General features: G+C 72.3%; 20 protein-coding genes and 1 pseudogene. 12 read left to right on the forward strand and 9 right to left on the reverse strand.

Annotated features, from left to right (window positions below; all coding sequences use genetic code 11):
• Positions 1–174: 174 nt before the first annotated feature.
• Positions 175–2,055 (forward strand): ABC transporter transmembrane domain-containing protein, encoded by a 1,881-nt coding sequence (locus tag OEIGOIKO_RS04005; RefSeq protein WP_125051891.1) that lies wholly within the window; start codon positions 175–177, stop codon positions 2,053–2,055.
• Positions 2,052–3,833, forward strand: coding sequence for an ABC transporter ATP-binding protein (locus OEIGOIKO_RS04010; protein WP_125051893.1), 1,782 nt, complete (start codon positions 2,052–2,054; stop codon positions 3,831–3,833). Before OEIGOIKO_RS04005 ends, OEIGOIKO_RS04010 begins: the two co-directional genes overlap by 4 nt.
• Positions 3,834–3,966: 133 nt before the next feature.
• Here OEIGOIKO_RS04010 and OEIGOIKO_RS04015 read toward each other — a convergent pair whose 3' ends face one another.
• Complete coding sequence (locus tag OEIGOIKO_RS04015) at positions 3,967–4,470, reverse strand: hypothetical protein (RefSeq protein ID WP_125051896.1); 504 nt, start codon at positions 4,468–4,470, stop codon at positions 3,967–3,969.
• 338 nt (positions 4,471–4,808) lie between these two features.
• On the reverse strand, positions 4,809–5,600 hold the full coding sequence (locus OEIGOIKO_RS04020; protein WP_125051898.1) for a metal-dependent hydrolase: 792 nt from the start codon (positions 5,598–5,600) through the stop codon (positions 4,809–4,811).
• A gap of 147 nt (positions 5,601–5,747) precedes the next feature.
• Between OEIGOIKO_RS04020 and OEIGOIKO_RS04025 the strand changes: the two genes are divergently transcribed.
• On the forward strand, positions 5,748–8,261 hold the full coding sequence (locus tag OEIGOIKO_RS04025; protein ID WP_125051900.1) for a DEAD/DEAH box helicase: 2,514 nt from the start codon (positions 5,748–5,750) through the stop codon (positions 8,259–8,261).
• Between the two features lie 73 nt (positions 8,262–8,334).
• A complete protein-coding gene (locus tag OEIGOIKO_RS04030) occupies positions 8,335–9,246 on the forward strand; it encodes an acyl-CoA thioesterase (protein WP_125051903.1) in 912 nt (303 codons plus the stop codon).
• An 81-nt stretch (positions 9,247–9,327) separates the two neighbouring features.
• Here the strand turns inward: OEIGOIKO_RS04030 and OEIGOIKO_RS04035 are convergent, their stop codons facing one another.
• Both OEIGOIKO_RS04035 and OEIGOIKO_RS04040 read right to left on the reverse strand, forming a co-directional pair.
• A complete protein-coding gene (locus OEIGOIKO_RS04035; protein WP_246177190.1) occupies positions 9,328–10,419 on the reverse strand; it encodes a DUF6397 family protein in 1,092 nt (363 codons plus the stop codon).
• Between the two features lie 87 nt (positions 10,420–10,506).
• Positions 10,507–10,914, reverse strand: coding sequence for a roadblock/LC7 domain-containing protein (locus OEIGOIKO_RS04040; protein WP_125051905.1), 408 nt, complete (start codon positions 10,912–10,914; stop codon positions 10,507–10,509).
• Between the two features lie 141 nt (positions 10,915–11,055).
• Between OEIGOIKO_RS04040 and OEIGOIKO_RS04045 the strand changes: the two are divergent.
• Positions 11,056–11,485 (forward strand): annotated as a pseudogene (locus tag OEIGOIKO_RS04045) (PPOX class F420-dependent oxidoreductase).
• Positions 11,486–11,546: 61 nt separating this feature from the next.
• Here the strand turns inward: OEIGOIKO_RS04045 and OEIGOIKO_RS04050 are convergent.
• The gene (locus tag OEIGOIKO_RS04050; RefSeq protein ID WP_125051907.1) at positions 11,547–12,203 is read right to left on the reverse strand and encodes a GTP-binding protein; all 657 of its coding nucleotides are present in this window, start codon (positions 12,201–12,203) and stop codon (positions 11,547–11,549) included.
• A gap of 160 nt (positions 12,204–12,363) precedes the next feature.
• Between OEIGOIKO_RS04050 and OEIGOIKO_RS04055 the strand changes: the two genes are divergently transcribed.
• Together OEIGOIKO_RS04055 and OEIGOIKO_RS04060 are read left to right on the forward strand one after the other, a co-directional pair.
• Complete coding sequence (locus tag OEIGOIKO_RS04055; protein ID WP_125051909.1) at positions 12,364–12,609, forward strand: hypothetical protein; 246 nt, start codon at positions 12,364–12,366, stop codon at positions 12,607–12,609.
• A 124-nt stretch (positions 12,610–12,733) separates the two neighbouring features.
• Entirely contained in the window at positions 12,734–13,402 is a 669-nt protein-coding gene (locus OEIGOIKO_RS04060; protein WP_125051911.1) for an O-methyltransferase, read from the forward strand.
• A gap of 91 nt (positions 13,403–13,493) precedes the next feature.
• On the opposite strand, the gene OEIGOIKO_RS04065 is transcribed toward OEIGOIKO_RS04060, so the two are convergent.
• Positions 13,494–14,672 carry a NosD domain-containing protein gene (locus tag OEIGOIKO_RS04065; RefSeq protein ID WP_125051913.1) on the reverse strand — a complete coding sequence of 393 codons (1,179 nt, stop codon included), beginning with the start codon at positions 14,670–14,672 and terminating at the stop codon, positions 13,494–13,496.
• Positions 14,673–14,798: 126 nt separating this feature from the next.
• On the opposite strand from OEIGOIKO_RS04065, the gene OEIGOIKO_RS04070 reads away from it, so the two are divergent.
• Positions 14,799–15,431 (forward strand): class I SAM-dependent methyltransferase, encoded by a 633-nt coding sequence (locus tag OEIGOIKO_RS04070; protein ID WP_125051915.1) that lies wholly within the window; start codon positions 14,799–14,801, stop codon positions 15,429–15,431.
• Here the strand turns inward: OEIGOIKO_RS04070 and OEIGOIKO_RS04075 are convergent.
• Together OEIGOIKO_RS04075 and OEIGOIKO_RS04080 are read right to left on the reverse strand one after the other, a co-directional pair.
• Complete coding sequence (locus tag OEIGOIKO_RS04075) at positions 15,419–16,183, reverse strand: hypothetical protein (RefSeq protein ID WP_125051917.1); 765 nt, start codon at positions 16,181–16,183, stop codon at positions 15,419–15,421. The two genes, OEIGOIKO_RS04070 and OEIGOIKO_RS04075, sit on opposite strands and share 13 nt — an antisense overlap.
• Before the next feature lie 67 nt (positions 16,184–16,250).
• Positions 16,251–17,126 carry an oxygenase MpaB family protein gene (locus tag OEIGOIKO_RS04080; RefSeq protein ID WP_125051919.1) on the reverse strand — a complete coding sequence of 292 codons (876 nt, stop codon included), beginning with the start codon at positions 17,124–17,126 and terminating at the stop codon, positions 16,251–16,253.
• Positions 17,127–17,299: 173 nt separating this feature from the next.
• On the opposite strand from OEIGOIKO_RS04080, the gene OEIGOIKO_RS04085 reads away from it, so the two are divergent.
• Together OEIGOIKO_RS04085 and OEIGOIKO_RS04090 are read left to right on the forward strand one after the other, a co-directional pair.
• Positions 17,300–17,557, forward strand: coding sequence for a hypothetical protein (locus OEIGOIKO_RS04085; protein WP_246177941.1), 258 nt, complete (start codon positions 17,300–17,302; stop codon positions 17,555–17,557).
• A gap of 415 nt (positions 17,558–17,972) precedes the next feature.
• Positions 17,973–18,704, forward strand: coding sequence for a hypothetical protein (locus OEIGOIKO_RS04090; protein ID WP_125058429.1), 732 nt, complete (start codon positions 17,973–17,975; stop codon positions 18,702–18,704).
• Between the two features lie 284 nt (positions 18,705–18,988).
• Here OEIGOIKO_RS04090 and OEIGOIKO_RS04095 read toward each other — a convergent pair whose 3' ends face one another.
• Entirely contained in the window at positions 18,989–19,171 is a 183-nt protein-coding gene (locus OEIGOIKO_RS04095; RefSeq protein WP_125051921.1) for a hypothetical protein, read from the reverse strand.
• A gap of 189 nt (positions 19,172–19,360) precedes the next feature.
• On the opposite strand from OEIGOIKO_RS04095, the gene OEIGOIKO_RS04100 reads away from it, so the two are divergent.
• Entirely contained in the window at positions 19,361–22,483 is a 3,123-nt protein-coding gene (locus OEIGOIKO_RS04100; protein ID WP_246177191.1) for a DEAD/DEAH box helicase, read from the forward strand.
• Complete coding sequence (locus tag OEIGOIKO_RS04105) at positions 22,483–23,844, forward strand: SWF or SNF family helicase (protein WP_371858882.1); 1,362 nt, start codon at positions 22,483–22,485, stop codon at positions 23,842–23,844. Before OEIGOIKO_RS04100 ends, OEIGOIKO_RS04105 begins: the two co-directional genes overlap by 1 nt.
• Positions 23,845–23,873 lie beyond the last annotated feature (29 nt).

A 23,873-nucleotide genomic window follows, 5' to 3' on the forward strand; every position in this document is an offset into this window, starting at 1 on the left:
TGGCACGCCAGTCTTCCATGGCTCCCCCGAAGCAGCGTCCTTCTTCCTGCCCGTGCGCCTGTACGGCGCCCGGCACTCCCCATCACGCCACGGGGCCGGTCACCGGGCCTCCCGTTCGACACCCGGCCACGTTCAGACCCGGAACGTCGCCATCCGAACCGAACTTTGGACATCATGCACATTCGCGATCTACCTCATGCCGATCCAGGAGTTCCGGACGTCCGCTCCGGGGGCCGCCTGCTCCGGTGGCTCTACCGGAAGCAGCTCGGCGGACAGACCAAGGCGCTGTGCTGGGGGCTGGTGCACACCGGCGGTGTGGCTTCCTTCCCCGTCCCGGTGGGTATCGCGGTGCAGGCCGTCGTGGACCGTTCCGGCTCCCGGCTGCTGCTCGCGGGCGGACTGTTGCTGCTGCTCGGCGTCCTGGTGGCGGTCGGCGACGTGATGCTGCACCGTGCCGCGATCACCAACTGGATCACGTCGGTGGCCCGCCTCCAGCAGCTGCTGGCCCGTAAGACCACGGAGCTGGGGTCCACCATGACCCGGCGGGTCGCCGCCGGTGAGGTCGTCGCCGTGAGCACCGGTGACCTGGAGAAGATCGGCTGGTTCGTCGAGGCCGTCTCCCGGTTCGGCGCCGCGGCGCTCACCTCCGTCGGCGTCTGTGCGGCCCTGGTGGTCTACCAGCCCGTGCTGGGCGTGGTGGTGGCCGTCGGCGTACCCGTACTGGCCCTCGCCGTACTGCCGCTGCTGCCGCCCGCGACCCGCCGCGCCGACGAACAGCGGGACAAGGCGGGCCGGGCCACCGAACTGGCCTCCGACACCGTCGCGGGCCTGCGGGTCCTGCGCGGCATCGGCGGCGAGGAACTCTTCCTCGGCCGCTACCGGAGCGCGTCCCAGGACGTCCGCCGGGCCGCTGTGCGCAGTGCCCGCATGTGGTCCATGATCTCCGCCGTCCAGGTCGTCCTGCCAGGGCTGCTGCTGATCGCGGTGGTCTGGTACGGGGCCGGGCTCGCGCTCGACGGCCGGGTCGGGGTCGGCGAACTGGTCACCGTCTACAGCGCCGTGACGTTCCTGCTCTATCCCTTGCGGCACTTCGAAGAGATCGCGATGGCCTACTCCTTCTCCAAGCCGTCCGCCAAACGCGCCGCGCGCGTCCTGGCGTTGAGCCGTCCCGCCGAAGGGCGCATCGCCGCCGGGGCCGGAGCGCTCGGCGGCGACCTGTACGACCCGGTCACCGGACTGTGCGCGCCGAGCGGTCGGCTGACCGCCGTGGTGTGCGGCGATCCGGACGCGGCGGGGCGGCTCGCCGACCGGCTCGGCGGCCACCCCGCCGACGCCCCGGACGGCACCCCGTCGGTGCTGCTGGGCGGCACCGCCCTGGACGACGTGCCACGCGACGCCGCCCGTACCGCCGTACTCGTCCAGGACAAGGACCCCGTCCTGCTCTCCGGGACGCTCGGTGAGCTGCTGGACATCCCGTCCTCCGGATCCGTACGGGCCGAGGAGGCGCTGGCGGCGGCGCAGTGCGGCGACGTACTGACCGCGCTGGCGCAGGGCTCGGCCGACGACTCCGGCGACCCGATGCGCACCCACATCACCGAGCGTGGCCGGTCCTTGTCGGGCGGGCAGCGGCAGCGGCTGGCACTGGCCAGGTCGCTGGTCACCGACCCGGAGGTGCTGGTACTGGACGAGCCCACCAGCGCCGTCGACTCGCACACCGAGGCCCGGATCGCGGACGGGCTGCGCGCGCTGCGCACGGGCCGCACGACCGTGGTCCTCACCTCCAGCCCGCTGCTGCTGGACCGCGCCGAACGGGTGGTCTTCCTCTGCGCCGACCAGGTCGCGGGCGTCGGCACGCACCGCGAACTCCTGCACACCGTCCCGGCGTACCGGGCCGTGGTGACCCGGGAGACCGAGGAGGACGCCGGGCCGGTGGGTGCGTCGGTGGCTGCTCCGGGCGCCTCGGTGGGCGCTCCAACGGCGTCCGACGGACGTTTCACCCGTACCGACCGGATCGACAAGACCCGTCGGATCGACCAGATCGAGGAGAGCGCATGATCGGCCTGGCGCCACCGGAGCATGATCCGGACGCCCCGCGGACGGCCACGACCCTGCCGGTCGGCTCGCCCGCGACCGTACGCGCCTACGTGGGCGGGCTGATCCGTCGGCACCGGCGCGCCTTCGTCCTGCTGGTGAGCGTGAACGCGGTCGCCGTGATCGCCTCCATGGTCGGCCCTTACCTGCTCGGCGGGCTGGTCGAGGATCTGGGCGCCGGAGCCCGCGACCTCCGTCTGACGGGCGTCGTCGCCCTGTTCGTCCTCGCGCTGGCCGTCCAGACCGTGTTCGTTCGCCTGGTACGGCTGCGCGGCGCGATGCTCGGCGAGGAGATGCTGGCCGACCTGCGCGAGGACTTCCTCGTACGGTCCGTGGCCCTGCCGCCGGGCGTGCTGGAGCGGGCCGGGACCGGCGACCTGCTGTCCCGCATCACGACGGACATCGACCGGCTGTCCGAGGCGATGCGCGAGGCGGTGCCGCAGCTGTCCATCGGCGTGGTCTGGATCGTGCTGCTGCTCGGCGGCATGACCGTCACCGCGCCCCCGCTGGCGCTGTCCGTCCTCGTCGCCCTGCCGGTCCTGCTCGTCGGCTGCCGCTGGTACTTCAAGCGGGCCCCGCACGCCTACCGGTCCGAGGCGGCCGGGTACGCCGCGGTCTCGGCGGCGCTGACCGAGTCGGTGGACGCGGGCCGCACCATCGAGGCGCACCGGCTCGGCGAACGGCGCATCAAGCTGTCCGAACGCCGGGTCCGCGAATGGACCCAGTGGGAGCGCTACACCCTCTACCTCCGCTCGGTGCTCTTCCCGGTCGTCAACGTCACGCACGTACTGATCCTGGCCGCGGTGCTGCTGCTCGGCGGCCTGTTCGTGCTGCGCGGCTGGATCACGCCCGGCCAGCTGACGACGGGCGCGCTGCTCGCGCAGATGATGAGCGAGCCCGTGTCGATGATCCTGCGCTGGTACGACGAGCTCCAGGTCGCCCAGGTCTCCATCGCGCGGCTGGTGGGCGTACGGGAGATCGAACCGGACGCCGCCGACGAGCGGACGCAGCCGTCGGGGCGGGACGTACGGGCCGACGACGTGCGGTTCGGCTACCGCACCGGCGTGGACGTCCTGCACGAGATCTCCCTGCGGGTCCGGCCGGGGACACGGGTGGCGCTGGTCGGGCCGTCCGGCGCGGGCAAGTCGACCCTCGGGCGGCTGCTCGCCGGGATCTACGCGCCGCGCACCGGCACGATCACGCTCGGCGGCGCCGAGCTGTCCCGGATGCCGGCGGAGCGGGTGCGTGCGCACGTCGCGCTGGTCAACCAGGAGCACCATGTCTTCGTGGGCTCGCTGCGCGACAACCTGCTGCTGGCCCGTACGGACGCCGAGGACGCCGAACTGTGGGCCGCGCTCGGCGCGGTCGACGCGGACGACTGGGCCCGGGCCCTGAAGGCGGGCCTGGACACCGAGGTCGGCTCGGGCGGCCACACCCTGACACCGGCCCAGGCCCAGCAGATCGCCCTGGCCCGGCTGGTGCTCGCCGACCCGCACACCCTCGTCCTCGACGAGGCGACCTCACTGCTGGACCCGCGCGCGGCCCGGCATCTGGAGCGCTCTCTGGGCCGGGTCCTGGACGGCCGTACGGTCGTGGCGATCGCGCACCGGCTGCACACCGCGCACGACGCGGACGTGATCGCGGTGGTCGAGGAGGGCCGGATCAGCGAACTCGGCAGCCACGACGACCTGGTCGCGGCGGACGGGGCGTATGCGGCGCTGTGGCGGTCCTGGCACGGGTAGGACGCGGGTCGGGTGGACGCGGGTCCGGTGGGGCGCGGGTCGGGTAGGACGCGGGTCGGGGGCGGCTCGGGTCGGGGGCGGCTCGGTAGAGCAAGGGATACAGCAGCGCGACGGGCAGCCCGGGGCAGCGTGGCTATCGGGAACCGGGAGCGCCCGTGGCGCTGCGGATCAGATCGGCGGTGGGACGGTGGCCTCGCCGGAGAAGAGCTGCTCGCTCGATGGGTCGGGCCCGGTCGCAGCCGACGGTCACCTCGGCGGAGGTACCGACGGTCACCTCGGCGGAGGTACGGGCCCCACCCAGGTGACTGTAGAGGTCGGACAGCGTCAGGCTCCGCCGCCGGTCCTCGAAGGTGATCGAGCCGCCCATGGCGGTCCCGCCCGCCGCCAGGTCCAGGGAGACGGCTCCCCGGTGACCGGCAGGTCCACGCAGACGGTCGGAGCCGGTGAGCCGGGCCGGTCTCCCGGCTCGCAGAGCGCTCCCGGCCTCGGTGAACCGGTGGACGGCGGGACCCGTCAGACACATACGGCTGTCTCCCGTGACCGGGACGGTCAGGCCCTCGGCGTGGGCGGGAGGCAGGGTGACCGCCGCAGCCACGGTGTATGCGGCGGCGGAGAAGTTGATCTTGTTCCTCGTCATGGTGGCCGCTCCGGGACATCACGGCCCAGGCCGTCACCGCGCTTGCCCTCACATCACAGGAGCTACAGCGAACCGGCAGACCGGGCCTGTCCTCGCGGAAGGGGCAACGACCAGGAGCCGGACGCAACACCGGCGGGCGGCCACCGGGCCACCGGGCCACCGGGCCACCGGGCCACCGGGCCACCGGGCCACCGGGCCACCGGGCCACCGGGCCACCGGGCCACCGGGCCACCGGGAGGAGCCGACCACCTGCCGTGCTGTCTGCCTCCACCCCGTCCGTGCAGCCCCGCCGCCCGCCGTCCCCCGTCCGCCATCCGCCATCCGCCATCCGCCATCCGTCAGATGTAACCCAGCGCCCCCAGCGCTCCGATCCCGCCCAGCAGCATGAACGCGGGCATCAGCACCTTCAGCTCCACCCAGCTTCCGGCGCGGAACCGCATGGCCTTCGGCGGGCCGAGGGGGTACCAGCGCTTGCGGCCGATCGGTATGGGCCACAGGATCGGGCAGCCGGAGACGGTCAGTGCGTCACCGATGTCGTGGACCAGCGCGCCGAGCACGATCGGCAGACCCAGCCACAGGTACTCCTGGCCGGGCTCGGTGAACAGCCAGCCCGCCCCGTTGCCCGGCTCGTCGAGGACTCCGGCGAGGATCCAGGCCGTCGCGGCGCCCAGCAGCCACACCAGGACGTCGCTGGAGACCCGGGCCGCCCGCCACAGCAGCCCTTCGATGGCCAGCACCATGTGGACGAAGAGGATGCCGAGCACCGCCCAGCGGCCGCCCTGGACCGCCAGGAGGGACATCCCGGCGCCGACCAGGACCGCCCACACCCACGTATGGGTGAGGGTGCGGTGCCCGCCGTTGCGGTTGGAGTCGCCGCGCATCTTCGTGGCTTTGTAGACCGCGTGCGAGATGGTGTCGACGACGCCGCACACCGTTCGCGAGAGCGGTCCGAAGGCACGGGATATCGTGGCCGACTTGTGGTCCAGATCGGGGGCGAGTGCCGCGCCGGCGCTGATCAGTGCGCCGACGACGAGCACCGGCCAGGGCATCGGGTATCCCGCGGCCGCCGTCGCCGCACCCACCCCCAGCCAGGCCGCGGCGCCGGACAGCGAGTGCGCCGGTCCCATCATGGTCGTTCCCCATCCCGGATCGATCTGGACGTCTTGCTCGGATCCCGGGTTTCTGACGCCGGGTCGGCGACACAGCGTAGCGTCAGATGATCTAGGTCTGACCCGCCGGTTGTCCGATCCGGACCACGGGAAGGCAGTATGGGGGGCGTGACCCTCATCGATCATCTCCCGAACGACGCCGACCCCGATGCCCTCTTCGAAGCCTTTTCGAGCTGGGCCGAACAGCAGGGCATCGCGCTCTACCCTGCCCAGGAGGAGGCGCTGATCGAAGTGGTCTCGGGGGCGAACGTCGTGGTGTCCACCCCCACCGGCTCGGGGAAGAGCCTGGTCGCGGCGGGCGCCCACTTCAGCGCGCTGGCCCGGGACGAGGTGACCTTTTACACCGCGCCGATCAAGGCACTGGTGTCGGAGAAGTTCTTCGACCTGTGCAAGCTCTTCGGCACCGAGAACGTCGGGATGCTCACCGGCGACGCCTCCGTCAACGCGGACGCGCCGGTCATCTGCTGCACCGCCGAGGTGCTCGCCTCCATAGCGCTGCGGGACGGCAAGGACGCCGACATCGGCCAGGTCGTCATGGACGAGTTCCACTTCTACGCCGAGCCGGACCGCGGCTGGGCCTGGCAGATCCCGCTGCTGGAACTGCCGCAGGCGCAGTTCGTGCTGATGTCGGCGACGCTCGGCGACATGTCGCGGTTCGAGGAGGACCTGACCCGGCGCACCGGCAGGCCAACGGCGGTCGTGCGCTCCGCGACCCGGCCGGTTCCGCTGTCGTACGAATACCGGGCGACCCCGATGACGGAGACCCTGACCGAGCTGCTGGAGACACGGCAGGCCCCCGTCTACATCGTGCACTTCACCCAGGCCGCGGCGGTGGAGCGGGCGCAGGCGCTGATGAGCATCAACATGTGCACCCGCGCCGAGAAGGACGAGATCGCGGCGCTCATCGGCAACTTCCGCTTCACGACGAAGTTCGGACGCAATCTGTCCCGTTATGTCCGGCATGGTATTGGTGTGCACCACGCCGGCATGCTGCCCAAGTACCGCCGCCTGGTCGAGAAGCTCGCCCAGGCTGGCCTGCTCAAGGTCATCTGCGGTACGGACACTCTCGGCGTCGGCGTCAACGTCCCCATCCGGACCGTGCTGTTCACCGCGCTGACCAAGTACGACGGCACGCGCGTGCGCACTCTGCGGGCCCGGGAGTTCCACCAGATCGCGGGGCGCGCGGGACGGGCCGGTTTCGACACCGCCGGTTTCGTCGTCGCCCAGGCGCCCGAGCACGTCGTGGAGAACGAGAAGGCGCTCGCCAAGGCCGGCGACGACCCCAAGAAGCGCCGCAAGGTCGTCCGCAAGAAGGCGCCGGAGGGCTTCGTCAACTGGGGCCAGAACACCTTCGAGAAGCTGATCGCCTCCGAGCCGGAGCCGCTGACCTCCCGCTTCCGGGTCACTCACGCGATGCTGCTGTCCGTGATCGCGCGGCCCGGCAACGCCTTCGAGGCGATGCGCAAGCTGCTGGAGGACAACCACGAGCCGCGCCGCAACCAGCTGCGGCACATCCGCCGCGCCATCGCCATCTACCGCTCGCTGCTGGACGGCGGCATCGTCGAGCGCCTGGCCGAGCCGGACGCGGAGGGACGGATCGTCCGCCTGACCGTCGACCTCCAGCAGGACTTCGCGCTCAACCAGCCGCTGTCCACCTTCGCGCTGGCGGCGTTCGACCTGCTGGACCCGGAGTCGCCCTCCTACGCGCTGGACATGGTCTCGGTCGTGGAGTCCACCCTGGACGATCCGCGGCAGATCCTCGCGGCCCAGCAGAACAAGGCCAAGGGCGAGGCGGTGGCCCAGATGAAGGCCGACGGCGTCGAGTACGAGGACCGCATGGAGCGCCTCATGGACGTCGAGTACCCCAAGCCGCTGGAGGAGCTGCTCTCGCACGCGTACAACCTCTACCGCAAGAGCCACCCGTGGGTCGGCGACCACCCGCTGTCGCCGAAGTCGGTCATCCGCGACATGTACGAGCGGGCGATGACCTTCACCGAGTTCACCTCGTTCTACGAGCTCGCCCGCACCGAGGGCATCGTGCTGCGCTACCTGGCGAGCGCGTACAAGGCGCTCGACCACACCGTGCCGGACGACCTGAAGTCCGAGGACTTCGAGGACATCATCGCCTGGCTGGGCGAGATGGTCCGCCAGGTGGACTCCAGCCTGCTGGACGAGTGGGAGCAGCTGGCCAACCCGGAGGAGGAGACGGCCGAGGAGGCCGCCGAGCGGGCGGACCAGGTCAAGCCGGTCACCGCGAACGCGCGGGCGTTCCGGGTGCTGGTACGCAACGCCCTCTTCCGGCGGGTCGAGCTGGCGGCGCTGGACAAGGTCGAGGAGCTCGGCGAGATGGACGCGGAGTCCGGGTGGGACGCGGACGCCTGGGGCGAGGCGATGGACGCGTACTGGGACGAGTACGACGAGCTGGGCACCGGTCCGGATGCGCGCGGGCCCAAGCTGTTGCAGATTCAGGAGGAACCCGAGCACGGGCTGTGGAAGGTACGGCAGACTTTCGCCGACCCCAACGGCGATCACGACTGGGGCATCTCCGCCGAGGTGGACCTGACGGCCTCCGACGAGGAGGGGCGCGCGGTCGTGCGCGTCACCGCCGTGGGCCAGCTGTGACCGGTCGGTGCGCCCCGCACGGGGCGCACCGCTCAGCAAGGGCGTCGACACACCCGACGGAGGACGTACGGCCATGACCAATCCCGCCGAGCGCCTGGTGGATCTGCTGGATCTGGAGCAGATCGAGGTGAACATCTTCCGCGGCCGCAGCCCGCAGGAAAGCCTCCAGCGCGTCTTCGGCGGGCAGGTGGCCGGACAGGCGCTGGTCGCGGCCGGGCGGACCACCGAGGGTGACCGTCCCGTGCACTCGCTGCACGCGTACTTCCTGCGCCCGGGGCGTCCGGGCGTGCCGATCGTGTACCAGGTGGAGCGGGTACGGGACGGGCGCTCCTTCACCACGCGCCGGGTGGTCGCCGTCCAGCAGGGACGTACGATCTTCAACCTGACCGCCTCCTTCCATCAGCCCGAACCGGGCTTCGAACATCAACTGCCGATGCGCCGTGTGGTGCCCGCCCCCGAGGAGCTGCCGACCGTCGCGGACGAGGTGCGTGAGCACCTGGGCGGGCTGCCCGAGGGGCTGGAGCGGATGGCCCGCCGGCAGCCCTTCGACATCCGCTACGTCGACCGGCTCCGCTGGAAGCCGGAGGAGATCGAGGGGGCGGAGCCGCGCAGCGCGGTCTGGATGCGCGCGGTCGGGCCGCTGGGCGAGGACCCGCTGGTCCACACCTGCGCGCTGACCTACGCCAGTGACATGACCCTGCTGGACGCCGTCCGCATCCCGATCGAACCGCTCTGGGGCCCGCGCGGCTTCGACATGGCCTCCCTCGACCACGCGATGTGGTTCCACCGCCCCTTCCGCGCGGACGAGTGGTTCCTCTACGACCAGGAGTCCCCCATCGCCACCGGCGGCCGGGGCCTGGCCCGCGGCCGCATCTACGACCGCGCGGGCAACCTCCTCGTCTCCGTCGTCCAGGAAGGTCTCCTGCGCCCCCACAGCAAGGAGCACAGCCTGGAACAGCCGTACGCGGAGGGGACGGGAGCGTAGACGTTTCCGGTCGCCTTTCGCGGGTCGCTCCGTCTCTCGCAGGTCGCCCCGTCTCTCGCAGGTCGCCTCGTCTCTCGCGGGTCAGGAATCGCGAGGGGCCGGCCGCGGAGTGTGCGCCAGGACGGGTGGACGGGGCGGCGGCAGTGAGGGGGCGGGAACGGTGGCGGTCGCGGAGGCCGAGACGGCCGTAGGGGCCGCAGACCCCGTACGCATCGTGGGACCCGTGGGAGCTGTGGGGCTCGCAGGGATACGGAAGGGGGCGTCTCCCGGTCCGGCCGGTGAGGTGTCGCCCGGTCGGGTGGGGTGGCGCAGGCGGTCGGCCGCCGGTTGTCGGTGGCGGGCACGGTCGAGGGAGCGGGAGAGGTTGACGCGGTACCAGAGCACCTCGTCGAACTCCTCCGCCGTCGTCGCCCGCTCGACCGCCTCCCTGGCCGCCGGGCTCGCCCCCGGCAGGGCCAGGGTCGGGCGCAGACGCCGCAGCACGGAACGTTCCAGTGGGTCTTCGGCGACCGAGGCCAGCTCCTCCGGTGGCAGTACCGCCGCGATCACCGCCGCCGACGCCCAGCCGTCCGCCGCCTCGCCCATCAGCCGGGCGACCCGGCGGCTGCGCCACTTCCGGCCGCGCCAGTCCTGTCCGCCGTCGAGCATGACCCGGAGCACCGCGGGGAGGTCACCCCGCAGCAGCTCCGGCTCGCGGGCGGCGCATTCCGTCAGCTCCGTCGCGAGGTAGATCCAGACCACGGCGCCGTAGCGGTTCACATAGAAGCGGACCGGGGCGAAGCAGCCCGCACGGGCCAGCCGGAGGAAGCGGCCCGCGCCGATGCCCAGGAGTTCGGCGGCCTCGGCCGCGCCGACCGTCCGAAGACGCTCACGCAGCGTGCCGGGGAAGCCCTCTTCGGCGCGCAGCCGCCGTACCTCTTCCACCGGCACCCGGCGCCGCCTCCACGGACCGGCCGGGCCGGGCCGCGCTTCCGGATCCGGCGGCAGCGTCAGGATCTCACCCAGCTGGGCCGCCAGCTCGAACTCGCCGCTCCGCAGGCCCAGTTCGCGTGCCGCCCGCCCCGGCGTGAGCAGCTCCCCCACGATGGGCGGCTCCTCCGCCGTGAGCACCGTCGACGCCGGCCGCCCGTCGCACATCACCGTCATGTCGCACTCCCCCGTCATCGTTCGCATCACGGGATCCGCCGCGGATCCCCGCCGGTTCGTTACCGACAGTGACGACGATAGCGGTGAGGTACGACAGTCGGTCAACCCCTGCCTTCAGCCCTGTGGACAACTTTCCGATCGCCGGGCCGCAACCCCCAGGTGTTCCCCCACACGGTTGACCAACAGCGCCATTTCGTAGGCGATTTGTCCCATGTCCGCCTCGGGCCCCGCCAGTACGCACAGGCAGCTGCCGTCCCCCGCCGCCGTCACGAACAGCACGCCGTCGTCGAACTCGACCATCGTCTGCCGCACCCGCCCGGCCTCGAAGTACCGCCCGGAGCCCTTGGCGAGGCTGTGCAGCCCCGACGCGACCGCCGCCAGATGCTCGGCGTCCTCCCGCGCCAGCCGCTCGCTCGCGCTCGTGACGAGTCCGTCGTCGGACAGGACCAGGGCGTGCCGCACCTGGTCGATCCGTTCGGTCAGGTCGTCCAGCAGCCAGTCGAGTCCGCTGCTCAGTGCCATACCGCATCCTCCCCGTGTCCCCGTGGGCAACTGCCGTGCAAGCCTGGACCACCCGTGCCGTCCGGGCAAGCGACCGGGCCGGGCCGACGCGCTCGGTGCGGCCGTGCGGCCCGTTCGCGCCGTATGGCGCAGGATGGCGGTATGGCACGCAAAATGAGCAAGGACGAGTGGCAGAGCCTCCTGTCCGAGGGCACCCGCACCGGCAAGCTGTCGACCGTACGGGCCGACGGCAGCCCGCACATCGCGCCCGTGTGGTTCCTGACTGGACGGCGACGATCTCGTCTTCAACACCGGCGCCGACACGGTCAAGGGGCGCAACCTCGCCCGGGACGGCCGGATCGCGCTCTGTGTGGACGACGACCGCCCGCCGTTCAGCTTCGCGATCGTGGAGGGCCTGGCCGAGACCAGCGACGCACTCCCCGAAGTGCGCGCCTGGGCCACCCGTATCGCGGCCCGCTACATGGGCGAGGACCGGGCCGAGGAGTACGGGGCACGCAACGGCGTACCCGGGGAACTGCTCGTACGGGTCCGGATCAGCAAGGTCGTCGCGGTCGCCGACCTGGCCGGCTGATGCCGCCGGGCCGCGCTCCGGCGCCGAGGCCCGCCGGAGCATGACCGCCGTGGGCGCGCGCTCATCCCACCGAGTCGAGCAGCCGGGCGGCGTGCACCCGCCCGGCGTGCTCGATCAGCCGTATCAGCACTTCCTTTCCCGAGTCGCGGTCGCGCGCGTCGCACAGCACCACCGGGGTGCCCCGGTCCAGGTCGAGTGCCCGCGCCACTTCGCCTGCCCCGTAAGCGCGCGCTTCGGCGAAGCAGTTGACGGCCACCAGGAAGGGAATCCCGCGATTCTCGAAGTAGTCCACGGCGGAGAAGCAGTCCTCCAGCCTGCGGGTGTCGGCCAGCACGACGGCGCCCAGCGCGCCCTGCGCCAGGTCGTCCCACAGGAACCAGAACCGGTCCTGCCCCGGCGTGCCGAAGAGGTACAGCGACAGTCCGGCCCGGATGGTGATGCGGCCGAAGTCCATCGCCACGGTGGTCGTGGGCTTGCGCACCATGTTCCGGGCATCGTCCAGCGCCGCGCCCGCCTCGCTGAGCTGTTCCTCCGTACGCAGCGGCCGGATCTCGCTCACGGCACCGACCAGTGTCGTCTTGCCGACCCCGAACCCGCCCGCCACCAGGATCTTCAGAGCCAGCGGACCGTCGTCCACGCTGTCGTCCGGGGTGTCCGCGGGCCCGGCGGCAGGCGCTACGGATACGTCGTGGGATTCGTCGTGCGCCTCGAAAACCATGGCGAGGACCGTACTCCTTTCGCTACACAGCGTGGCACGGAGTTGACAAGTTCGTACGCTTCGGAAGAAGGTCCCGGCCGCGGTCCGGCCGGATGCCACCAACGGGGAGCCCGCGCCGCCGACCGGCCGACGCGCCGGCGGGACGCGAGAAAGAAGGCTGATGATGTCCACCCATGAGGCCACCGGTACCGGCACGGACATCGCGGCCGTTCCCGCCGCGGGCGACAACGAGGCCGGCCCCTGGCACAACGTCTGCCGCATCTGCCATCCGCGGGAGTCGCCCGTACGGCCGCTGGTCGCCATCTGCGGTGAGCCGCTGCTCGGCATCCGGGCCGCCCGGGACGCGCCACGGTGCGAACTGTGCGACTACCTCACGCCGCTGCACGAGCGGGGCCACCGGACCTGAGAGGCAGGGGGACGGTGCCGCACGGCCGGAGCGGCATCGGTTCCGGTCCGCCGAGCACGCGAACAGGGGCACCCGCTCCTGCTAGCTTGGTTAGCAAACCTAACTAGGTAGGCGAAGGGACCACATGTCTCAGCAGCAGTGGAACACTGTCGACGACTACTTCAACTCCTTGCTCGCCCCGGACGACGAGGTGCTGCACGCCGCGTTGCGCGACAGCGAAGCCGCCGGCCTCCCCCACATCAGCGTCACCGCCACCCAGGGCAAACTGCTCCACCTCCTGGCCCGGACGCAGGGCGCCCGGCGCATCCTGGAGATCGGCACACTCGGCGGCTACAGCACCATCTGGCTCGGCCGCGCCCTGCCCGCCGACGGCCGTCTGATATCCCTGGAGGCGAATCCCACGCACGCCGCGGTCGCCCGCGCGAACCTCGCGCGCGCCGGGCTCGCGGAGCGCACCGAGGTGCGCGTCGCCCCGGCGCTCGACAGCCTCGCGCAGCTCGTCGCCGAGCATGCCGAACCGTTCGACCTGGTCTTCATCGACGCGGACAAGCCGAACAACCCGCACTACCTGGAGCGGGCCCTCGAACTCACCCGCCCCGGCAGCCTGATCATCGGCGACAATGTCGTGCGGGGCGGGGACATCGCCGACGGCGGGAGTACGGACCCCTCGATCCGCGGCATCCGCCGGTTCCTGGAACTGATCGCGGAGAACCCGAAGCTGACCGCCACCGCGGTACAGACCGTGGGCAGCAAGGGGTACGACGGGTTCTCCCTGGCCCGGGTGAACGGCTGACCAACCGCCGCTACGGCCCCACGGCCGCCTGACGACGTCCACCGTACGCACCGCGCGCCACGACGCACCGCCTCACCCCGGCGCACCCCACTCACCGAAGGCTGATCCTGTTCCCGGCGGAGACTTCGGCGCCGACCACGCCCGAACCGGCGTAGCGGACATTGTTTCCCGTGGCCGTTCCGCCGGAACAGGAGGCGAACAGTATCGCGGTGCCGTCGCCGCCCTGGCTGTATTTCACGACGTTTCCGGTGACCACACCTTCGTGGACGTACTGCAACGCTATGCCGTTCGAACTCGCCCAGTCACGGATGATGTTCCCCGTGACGACGACGTTCTCCATCGGCGTGTCCGCCATTCCGTAGACGCCGATGGTGGCGTAACGCGGCCCCTGGCCCGGCTGCTGTTCCAGCCCGGTGTGCGTCAGGACATTGTGCGCGATGATGATGTCCTCGGTCTGCGACCAGAACCACGACCGGTACTGCGCGGCGGGATCCACCTGCACCTGAATTCCGCTGTTGCAGTCCTCGACGATGTTGTTCGCGATGACCGCATGGCGCCAGTTGTGCGCGCGTACGGCGTAGTTCTTGGCGTTGGTGATCCTGTTGTTCACCACCCGCAGACCGTCGTGGAACCGGCCGGGGAAGGTGGCCGTGTGCGTGCCCACCAGGGCTCCGTACCCGTCGGCCGTGCAGCCGTCCACGACGATGCCGCTGCTGTGCGTACCGTCCGGGGCCTCCTGGACCTCGATCGCCTCGGAGAAGAACCGGGTCGGTGTGGTGGCCTTGAAGCGCCGGAAGACGCAGTTGCGCGCCGTGCCGTTGCGGATGCCGTGGAACTCGATCGCGTGCCAGTCCGGAATGTTCTCGACCACCAGGTCCGCGTACAGGATGTTTTCCGCGGAGCAGAAGGCGAACATGTCCAGCGGCCGCGGATTGCCCGCACCGCCGTCCCACAGACCGCCGTAAATGCTGATGTCGGACGCGCCGTTGTAGCCGTCGTGGGAGAAACCACCGCCCCAGAGCGTGTCGATGGTGGAGGTGTCGCTGCGGAAGATGTGGGCACCGTGGGCGATCACGGTCAGATTCCCCGAATCCGGTACCACTGTTCCCGTGCTGTGCATCCGGTACCGCCCGGGGGGAATCACCAGCGTTCCGCCGCCGGCGTCACAGATGGTGGTCACCGCGTGCTGCAGGAGAGCCGCCGCGTCGACGAGGCCCTGCGGATCGGCACCGAAATGGTCGACGAAATTCCACTTCCCCGTGTCCGTCATGCCTGCATGATTACGCCGGGCGGCCGGGAACGTAAGACATCGAAGGGCAACAGTTGTGGCCCCGGCCACCCTGGCCACCCCGGCCACCGCGGCCCCCGGGCGATCAGTGGCACCTAGAGTTGCCGTATGGACGACGACGCCACCAAGGCTCCCGAGGACACCGTTCAGGCGCACGACGTGCGGGAGTTCTTCGGCTCCCGGGCCCGCGACTGGGACGCGCGGTTCCCCGACGACGGTCCCGCCTACCAGGCGGGGGTCGCGGCGATGGAGCTGCGCACGGGAGACCGGGTGCTGGACGCGGGCTGCGGTACGGGGCGGGCGCTGCCTGCCCTGCGGGCCGCCGTCGGGGCGGACGGTACGGTGCTGGGCGCCGACCTGACGCCCGAGATGCTCGCGGCGGCCGTACGGGCCGGACGCGCGCGCCTGGCGCCCCTGCTGCTCGCCGACGTGCAGCGGCTCCCCCTGCCGGATGCCGCGCTCGACGCGGTTTTCGCCGCCGGGCTGCTGTCCCATCTGGCCGACCCCCGGGCGGGGCTCGCGGAACTCGCCAGGGTCGTACGACCCGGAGGCCGGCTCGCCCTGTTCCACCCGGTCGGGCGGGCCGCGCTGGCCGCGCGGAAGGGCCGCCCGCTCACACCGGGCGACGTACGGGCCGAACCCAATCTGCGGCCGCTGCTGGCGCGCACCGGCTGGGACCTGATGCGGTACGTGGACGAGGACGCCCGCTACCTGGCGCTGGCCGTGCGTCAGGGCACCTGAGACGCGTCCAGGGCCCTGGGCCAGGCGTCCGGGGCACGGTAGTGGTTCTGGTGGCCCGCCGTGAGGACGGCGCGCAGTGGGGCCAGGTGCTCGGTGGCGGCCGGCAGGTCCAGCTGGTCCAAGAGGGCGAGCGCGGCGCGGGGTTCCAGGTCGCCGTACAGGTCGTGGTAGCTGCCGAGGAGGCCGCGGAACAGCGCGGGGTGGAGCTGCGGGACCGTCGCGGCGGACCGGTACGTGGCGTGCTTCACCGGCCAGGGCACGGGCCCCGAGACGCCGAGGACCCGGGTGGCGCGACGGAGCAGGGCGTCCCGTGCCGTACCGTCCGGCGCGCCCTCCACGGCGTCGACCAGCACCTCGGTGAACGCCTCCGCCGCGGTGGCCCGGTCCTCGAACCAGTCCACCCAGAGCGAATAGACAAGGGTTTTGGGCTCTTCCGGCGCTTCCAGCCGCCGGCGGCAGGCGTCCCAGAACAGGTCCGCCCGCAACGGGTGCCGCTCGTCGCGTACGGCGAAGCGGAGTTCGCAGGTGACCCAGTAATCGCCCAGCAGGTCCAGGAGGCCGAACGCGAGCCGCAGACGGGCGGGCGCGTCCAGGCCGCTGTCGGACAGCGCCTCGTCCGCCCACGCGTGCGCCACCTGCTGCGGTGTCAGCGCCTCGCCCGGCGACCGCCGGTCGCGCCACGTTTCCGCCGTCCGGGTGACACCGCGCTCGGCGAGCCACTGTTGGGCGTACTCACGGTCTTCCTCGGTCACCGCTCAAGTATGACACCGGAACGAACAGAGACGATCACGATGAAGACCATCCCGGCCGTCGGGCGTCTCAGTGCGGTACGGGGCAGCCGCCCGCGGGGCGGCCTTGGGGGAAGGTGCCGAGGTCGGCGATGGTGAAGCCGTTCGGGTAACCCTTGATCTCCGGGTTCTGACGGGCGTAGTGCGGGCGCCGGCGCGGCGGCAGCAGCCGTACGGACTTGGCGCGCAGCCGCAGCGCGCCGCGCACCGCGGCACGGACGGCCGGCCTGGGACGCTCGTAGCGGAAGGCGTTCAGCAGGGCGTCGTCCAGCAGCGCCATGCTCGCACCGCGCACCACCGGGGCCAGTGGGCCGTACCAGCCCGCCATCAGGCCGAGCGTGGCGTCCGAGACCCGGCGCCCGCCTTCGTCCCAGCCGAAATGCGCGTGCTCGTAATCGTCCAGGCAGCGTTCGAACTCCTGGAAGTCCCGCGGGATGCCGTTGATGCCCATATGGCGCCCGAGGGTGCGGTAGTAGACGGCCGCGGCGTGCTTTTCGTGCTCGCTCATCCGCCGCCAGCCGAACTGGTCGAGCCAGCGCTTGGGAACCACCACGAACGTGCACAGCACGTACCGCATGTCGTCGTTGCTGATGTCGTAACTGCGGTGCATCTGGTTGATGCGGCGGATCGCGGTCCGGCCGTCCTCGCTGTCGAAGCCGTGCTCCAGCACCGCGTCCAGGAGGAGCGCGGTGTCGTCGTAGCGCTTTTGCGTACGGTCCGTCAGCTCGGCGGTCTCGGCCAGCAGCCGGCCGATGCTGGGAACGGCGTAGGTGCGGTAGAGCGCCAGCTCCAGGGCGCGCGCGACGTCCCACGGGAATTCGTACGTCGTGGTGATGCGGTGGATACGCAGAAAGTCCCGTTCCGGATCCAGCCGCTGGATCTCCTTGAGCCAGTCATACCGCCGCACCGAGTACCCGCCCTTTCGTCGTCGAAGTTCCCATCGTAAGCATGACGGGCACACTGGAACGACCGGAACGGGAACCGGGAATGGGGGACACGATGACCGGGTTCTTGCGCGAAATCTCCGAATTGTTCCGCGACCTTCGAGGCTTCTTCACCCGTCTTGGCACCGCGCTGCGCATGCGGGGCAGTGAGGAGCCCCGGGCCCCCGGGGCGAAGCGGCGGCACAACATCTTCGAGGCCGCGGCGGCCCATGTGGCGGCGTGCGCCGAGGACGACGACGAGCGCAGCGCCGAGACGGCGGAATGGGTCTCCCCCGAGGCGCTCGCCTTCGGCATCAACGAACTGGCCTGCCGGGCGGTGATCGCGCTCGCCCGGGAGCGCAGGGAGTCACCGCAGACGGTGGCCCGTGATCTGCTCAATCTGCCGGTGGCTTGAGGGGCCGGGACGGAGCCGGGTCCGGGTCGGAGCCGGGTCCGAGCTCCGGACGCCCCGGTTGCAGGTGCGGGTGCGGTGGCCCGGTGCGGACGCCGGTGGCGTGGACCGGAGCGCCCGGGGCCCGGGACACGGGGCCGGAAACATCCGGGGCGGTGGCGTACGACTGGTGACAATCCGCTGCCCGGCCAACTAGGGTGCGCCGACGACTGATCGGAACGATCGGGCCGGTTCGGGTCCGGTGCGGGCGGGCCCGGGGACCGGGCCGGAGGCGGCCGGCCGGGACCGGGCGGGTCGGAGCGCATCGGATGGGGAGGCCCGGGTGTCGACCGAGAGCACCGGTACGTCCACGGCCGAGAACGCCGGCGGAGCCACGCCCGAGAGCGCCGACGAGGACCAGTTGCTCGTCCTGACGGCCATGCTGCTGACGCCCGCGCAGTTCCCGAGCGTGCTCGGCAACGACTATCCGGAGGTGTGCGCCGGGCTCGGCCTCGCGCCGTACGAGCAGGGGTACGGCCTGGTCCTCGGGCAGGACGGGACGGGTGCCCGCTGGACGGTGGTGACCGACGACGTCTCGCTCGTCGCGTGCGCCGTGGCGGCCTGGGACTGCGGGATGGAGTACGACCTCTCCCCCGGCGAGGACAGCATGGTCGAAGCGCTGCCCGGCTGGCCGATCGCGCTCGCCGTCGCGGCACCGGGGGTCCCCGCGCCGCACGACCCGGAACCGGAGGAGGGCGGTCCGGCCGTACTCAGACCGCCGGACGCCGCCCAGTGGGGACCCGCGCAGCGCCGGATGGGCGCGGACGAGATCGCGCTCCAGTGGGCGGCCTGGCGGGAACAGGTCGAGGGTGAGGTCACGTTCGTCGATCCGGGGGCCCGGCCGCACACCGGGGTGCAGCGGGCGCTGGCCGAGGCGCGTGGCTATGTGGCCGATCCGCCTCCGCCGGGGCGCGTCCGCTCGTCCTTCGCCGCCGACGCGTCCCGTACGCTCCGCGTGGACGGACCGGGCTGGAGCATGGTGGCCCGCACCGACGACATCGCGTTCGTCCTCCTGGACGAGCAGCCCGGCGAGATACTGCCGGTGGGACGTGGGCCCGAGCTGCCGGGACTGCTGCAGGCGCTGGAAGCGCTGGCGGTCCGGCCGGCTTGACGGTTCGGTCGGCGCGGCGGTCCGACCGGTGTGAGGGGTCCGGTCGGCTCGGCGGTCCGACCGCCTTCAGGGGCCCGGTCGGCTCGATGATTCGGCCGGTTCGAGTTCCGGCCGGCTTGAGGCTCCGTTCGCCTCGCCGGTCCGGCCTGCCGACGGTCCGGTCTGAGCCGTGGCGGCGCCCCACCCGTGAGCCGTCCGCCCACGGGTCCGCTGACGGGGACGTCGTCGCGGCCCGGCCGCCCGCCCGGCTCACACCGCCGGACGTCCGGGCACAGGCTACCCGGTCAGCGCCCTATCTCCTTGCGGGTCACGCTGCGCAGCCTGCGCCGCTGCGAGGGGTCCAGCGTCAGATACGCCACGGCCGGCACACCGACCATGACCAGCACCGCCGCCCAGAACGGCAGCAGCCACAGCAGGATCACTCCCGCCGCCACGCCACCGATGGCGACCTTTGCGTTCGTGGACATCCTTCACGTCCCTTCCGCGGCGGTTGCCGCGCTCGCTGTACCCCGTTGAACGCCTTTTCGGCCCCACGGGTTCCCTCCGCGCCGACGGCCGGCCGGGCCGCCGCGGGCAAGGGTCGGCACCACCCCCGTTCGTGCTGTACCCTCGGGCGCTCCGGTCGCCAGTAGTCAAACTTGAGGAGCTTGCTGCACGTGGCACTTCTTCCCCCGGCCTGTCCCCCTGCTCTTCCTCCGGCACCCGCCGCACCACCGTCCGCCCTCGCGCGCCGCGCGGCGGTCTTCCTGCCCGCCGACCCGGCCCGTACGGGGCGGGTCGCTTTCTGGCGTGCGGACGGCACGGCAGGCGACGAAGGGGCCGGGTGGCCGACGCAATCACTGACCGTCGCCTGGGACACGGCCGGGCACGGGCACGGTGACGGCATCCAGCTCATCGACGTCCCGGCCGTCGTGCTGCCCGTCGCCGACGCCCTCCCCGTCCTGACCCGCGCCCGTACGTCCCGTACGTCCGACCCGGCCGCGGCCTTCTGGGGCGCTGCCGCCGTACTGGCGCTGCAACTCGTGGCCCGCGGCCGCCTGCTGCCCGGAGTGAGCCGTTCCGGTCACGACGCGTGGCGCGTGGGCCCGCTCGACCCCGCCGATGTCGAGCGGCTGCGCGAACTGGCGGCGGCCCTGCCGCCGCAGGCACACGCCGTCCCGCTCCCCGGCACCGCCGGCCCCGGCTCCGGCCCCGTACTGCTGCCGGATCCGGAGCGCCTGGTGCGCGACTTCCTGGACGCGGTGGCGGACAGCCTGCCCCGCTCCCCCGCCGCCGCCCTGGTCACCGGCGGCCCGGCGTTCGCCGCGCCCGAGCCGCAGCACATCCCCGAGCAGCGCGACTGGGCCGCCGACGTGGCGGCCGGGCACGACGCCGGCGTACGGCTCTCCCTGCGTGTCGAGGTCGCCGGGCTGCCCGGACCGGGCACGGACCGGACCGGGTCCGCCGGCACCGGCCGCGCCGGCTTCACCGCCGTCCTCCAACTGCACGACCCCGCCGACCCGGCGCTGGTCGCCGACGCCGCCGAGGTGTGGGCGGGCGCCTCCCCCACCGAGCAGGCGTTCGGCCCGCGGGCCCGGATGGACACCCTGCTCACGCTGCGCCGTGCCGCCGCTGCCTGGGCGCCGCTCACGCCCCTGCTGTCCGCCGCCGTGCCGGACGCGGTGGACCTCGCGGACGAGGAGATCGCCGAGCTGCTCGGCCCGGCCTCGCGTGCGCTGGCCGCCGCCGGCGTGCAGGTGCACTGGCCACGGGACCTGGTACGCGGGCTCACCACCCGGGCCGTGGTGGGGCCGCCCGGCCAGGACGGCGCGCCGCGGTACACACAAGCGGGTCAGGACGACGACGCTCCCGGCCAGGACCGCGCCGCGTCCGGCGTGCCGTCCTTCCTCTCGGCCGACGCGCTGCTCTCGTTCAGCTGGCGCTTCGCCGTCGGTGACCAGGAGATCAGCAGGGCGGAGCTGGACCGGCTGGCCGAGGCGGGGCGACCGCTCGTACGGCTGCGTGACCAATGGGTCCTCGTCGACCCCGAGGCGCTGCGGGCGGCCCGCGACCGCCAGGACCGCAAGGTGACGCCCATCGACGCACTCGGTGCGGCGCTCACCGGCACCGCGGAGTCCGGAGACGGCGAACGGGTGGAGGTGCAGGCCTCCGGCTGGCTGGCCCGCCTCCGCGACCGGCTCACGGCACCGGACACCACCGTGCCGGGTACCTCTGTATCAGGTACGTCCGCATCAGGTACGTCCGCATCAGGTACGTCCGCCCCAGGTACGTCCGCACCGGAAGCCGTCACTCCGGACCTCACCGCTTCAGGCACCCCCGCCACCCCGAACACCGACTTCGACCCACCCACAGCCCAGCCTGCGGCCCTGACCGCCACCCTCCGCGACTACCAACTGCGCGGCCTCGACTGGCTGCACCGCATGACCTCCCTCGGCCTCGGCGGCTGCCTCGCCGACGACATGGGACTGGGGAAGACCGTCACCCTCATCGCCCTGCATCTGCACCGGCAGAGCGACTCCGCTTCCGCCGGGCCCACGCTCGTCGTCTGCCCGGCGTCCCTGATGGGCAACTGGCAGCGCGAGATCGAGAAGTTCGCGCCCGGCACTCCGGTGCGCCGCTTCCACGCGGACCGGCGCAGTCTCGCCGGCCTGGAGGACGGCGCGTTCGTGCTCACCACGTACGGCACGATGCGGCTGGACGCGGCGAAGCTCGCCACGACCCGCTGGGGGCTGATCGTCGCCGACGAGGCGCAGCACGTGAAGAATCCCTTCTCGGCGACGGCCAAGGCGCTGCGGCGTCTTCCCTCGGGCGCCCGGGTGGCGCTCACCGGCACGCCGGTCGAGAACAACCTGTCCGAGCTGTGGGCCGTACTGGACTGGACCACGCCAGGTCTGCTGGGCCCGCTGGGCCGTTTCCGCGAGCGTTACGCCACGGCTGTCGAGGGCGGCACCGACCCGGCTGCCGCCGAGCGGCTGGCCCGGCTCGTGCGCCCCTTCATGCTGCGCCGCCGCAAGTCCGACCCGGGCATCGCGCCCGAGTTGCCGCCGAAGACGGAGACCGACCGGGCGGTGGCGCTGACCGGGGAACAGGCCGGGCTGTACGAGGCGGTGGTGCGCGAAGGGCTCGGCGAGATCGCGGCGGCGGACGGCCTCGCGCGGCGCGGCCTGGTCGTCAAGCTGCTGACCTCGCTCAAGCAGATCTGCAACCACCCTGCGCAGTTCCTCAAGGAGGAGCGGCCGCTGATCGCGGGCCGTTCCGGGAAGCTGGAGCTCCTGGACGAGCTGCTGGAGACGATTCTCGCCGAGGACGCGGGGGTGCTGGTGTTCACGCAGTACGTGCGGATGGCGCGGCTGCTCGAAACGCACCTGGCGGGGCGCGGCGTGCCCACGCAGCTGCTGCACGGCGGCACGCCGGTCGCGCGGCGCGAGGAGATGGTGCGCCGCTTCCAGGAGGGTGCCGTGCCGGTGTTCCTGCTGTCGTTGAAGGCGGCGGGCACGGGGCTGAACCTGACCAGGGCCGCGCATGTCGTGCACTACGACCGCTGGTGGAATCCGGCGGTCGAGGCGCAGGCCACCGACCGTGCGTACCGCATCGGCCAGACCCGGCCGGTGCAGGTGCACCGGATGATCACCGAGGGCACGGTCGAGGACCGGATCGCCGGGCTGCTCGCGCGCAAACAGCGGCTGGCGGACGCGGTGCTCGGTTCCGGTGAGGCCGCGCTGACCGAACTCACCGACGACGAGCTGGCGGACCTGGTGGCACTGCGAGGGAGCGAGTGATGGGAAACCTGTACGACGACGCCGGGGAAGCTCGCCCGGAACCTTCCGGGGACGCGCGCCTTCCGGGGCCGCACAGGGAGCGGACCTTCGCGGCCATGCCCCCGGCGCACGGCCGTGGCTTCGCGCAGACCTGGTGGGGCCTGGCCTGGCTGCAGGCGCTGGCGGACAGCGCGTTGGACGGCCAGCAGGTCAAGCAGGGCCGCCGGCACGCGCGGGCGGGGGCGGTGGGCGCGGTGTCCGTGCGGCCGGGCCGGATCACGGCGGTCGTCAAGGACCGTGACGGTACGCCGTGCCGTTGCGACGTGCTGCTCCAGGAGTTGAGCGAGGCGGACTGGGACCGCTTCCTGGACCTGGTCGCCGACCGTGCCGGGCACATCGCGGCGCTGCTGGACCACGACATGCCGCCGCACCTGGTGGAGGACGCGGCCGCCGCCGGCATCGAACTGCTCCCGGGCATCGGTGACCTGGAGGCGGAGTGCGATTGCGGGGCGTGGGACCACTGTTCCCACACTGCCGCGCTCTGCCACCAGACGGCCCGCCTGCTGGACGAAGACCCCTTCGTGCTGCTGCTGATGCGCGGACGGAGCGAGCAGGAGCTGCTGGCAGACCTTCAGGCCCGCACCGCCATGCGCGCGCGGGAAGTCAATGAGCAACTCTCCGCCGGTGCGGGTGCGGTGGAACCGGCGGCGGCCGAGGGCATACCGGCGGCGGAGGCGTACGCCGCGCGCGACATCCTGCCGCCGCTGCCCGCACCCCCGCCCGCCGTGGACGAGCCGGGCACCGCTCCGGTCCTCGGAGGAGGGACGGACCCGGCACCCGGAGTGGACGTGACAGCGCTGGAGTTCCTGGCGGGTGACACGGCGGCGCGCGCCCAGCGGCTGCTGGCCGATGCCCTGGCCCCCGGCCATGCCGATACACCGCCGCAAACAGCGCTGACCCGCGCGCAGGACGCCGTACGTCTGGCAGCGCGCGAACCCGACGCCCGGATCGTCGCGCGACTGGCGTCCGGCTCCGGGCGTACGGCCAGAGCGCTCTCCCTGGCCGTACGGGCGTGGGAGTACGGCGGCGTATCGGCGCTCGCCGTACTGGAGGAGGAATGGACACCGGACCCGGCGGCCCTGGCCCGCGCGACGGCTCAGCTCGCCGACGCCTGGGAGGCGGACGAACCGCAACCACAGCTGCGCCACGACCGCAACCGCTGGACCATGGCCGGCGGCGGCGCGCAGCTCAGGTTCGGGCGTGACGGGCGTTGGTGGCCGTACCTGAAGGAGCGCGGGCAGTGGGCACCCGCCGGCCCGGCGGCCGAGGACCCCGCGGCCGCTCTCGCCGCGGTGCGCGGTGGCGAGGAGGAGGCCGGGTAGCCGACGGGGCGGCGTCGAGCGGCCACGTG

It is taken from the genome of Streptomyces paromomycinus (assembly GCF_003865155.1).
Taxonomy (GTDB): Bacteria; Actinomycetota; Actinomycetes; order Streptomycetales; family Streptomycetaceae; genus Streptomyces; species Streptomyces chrestomyceticus.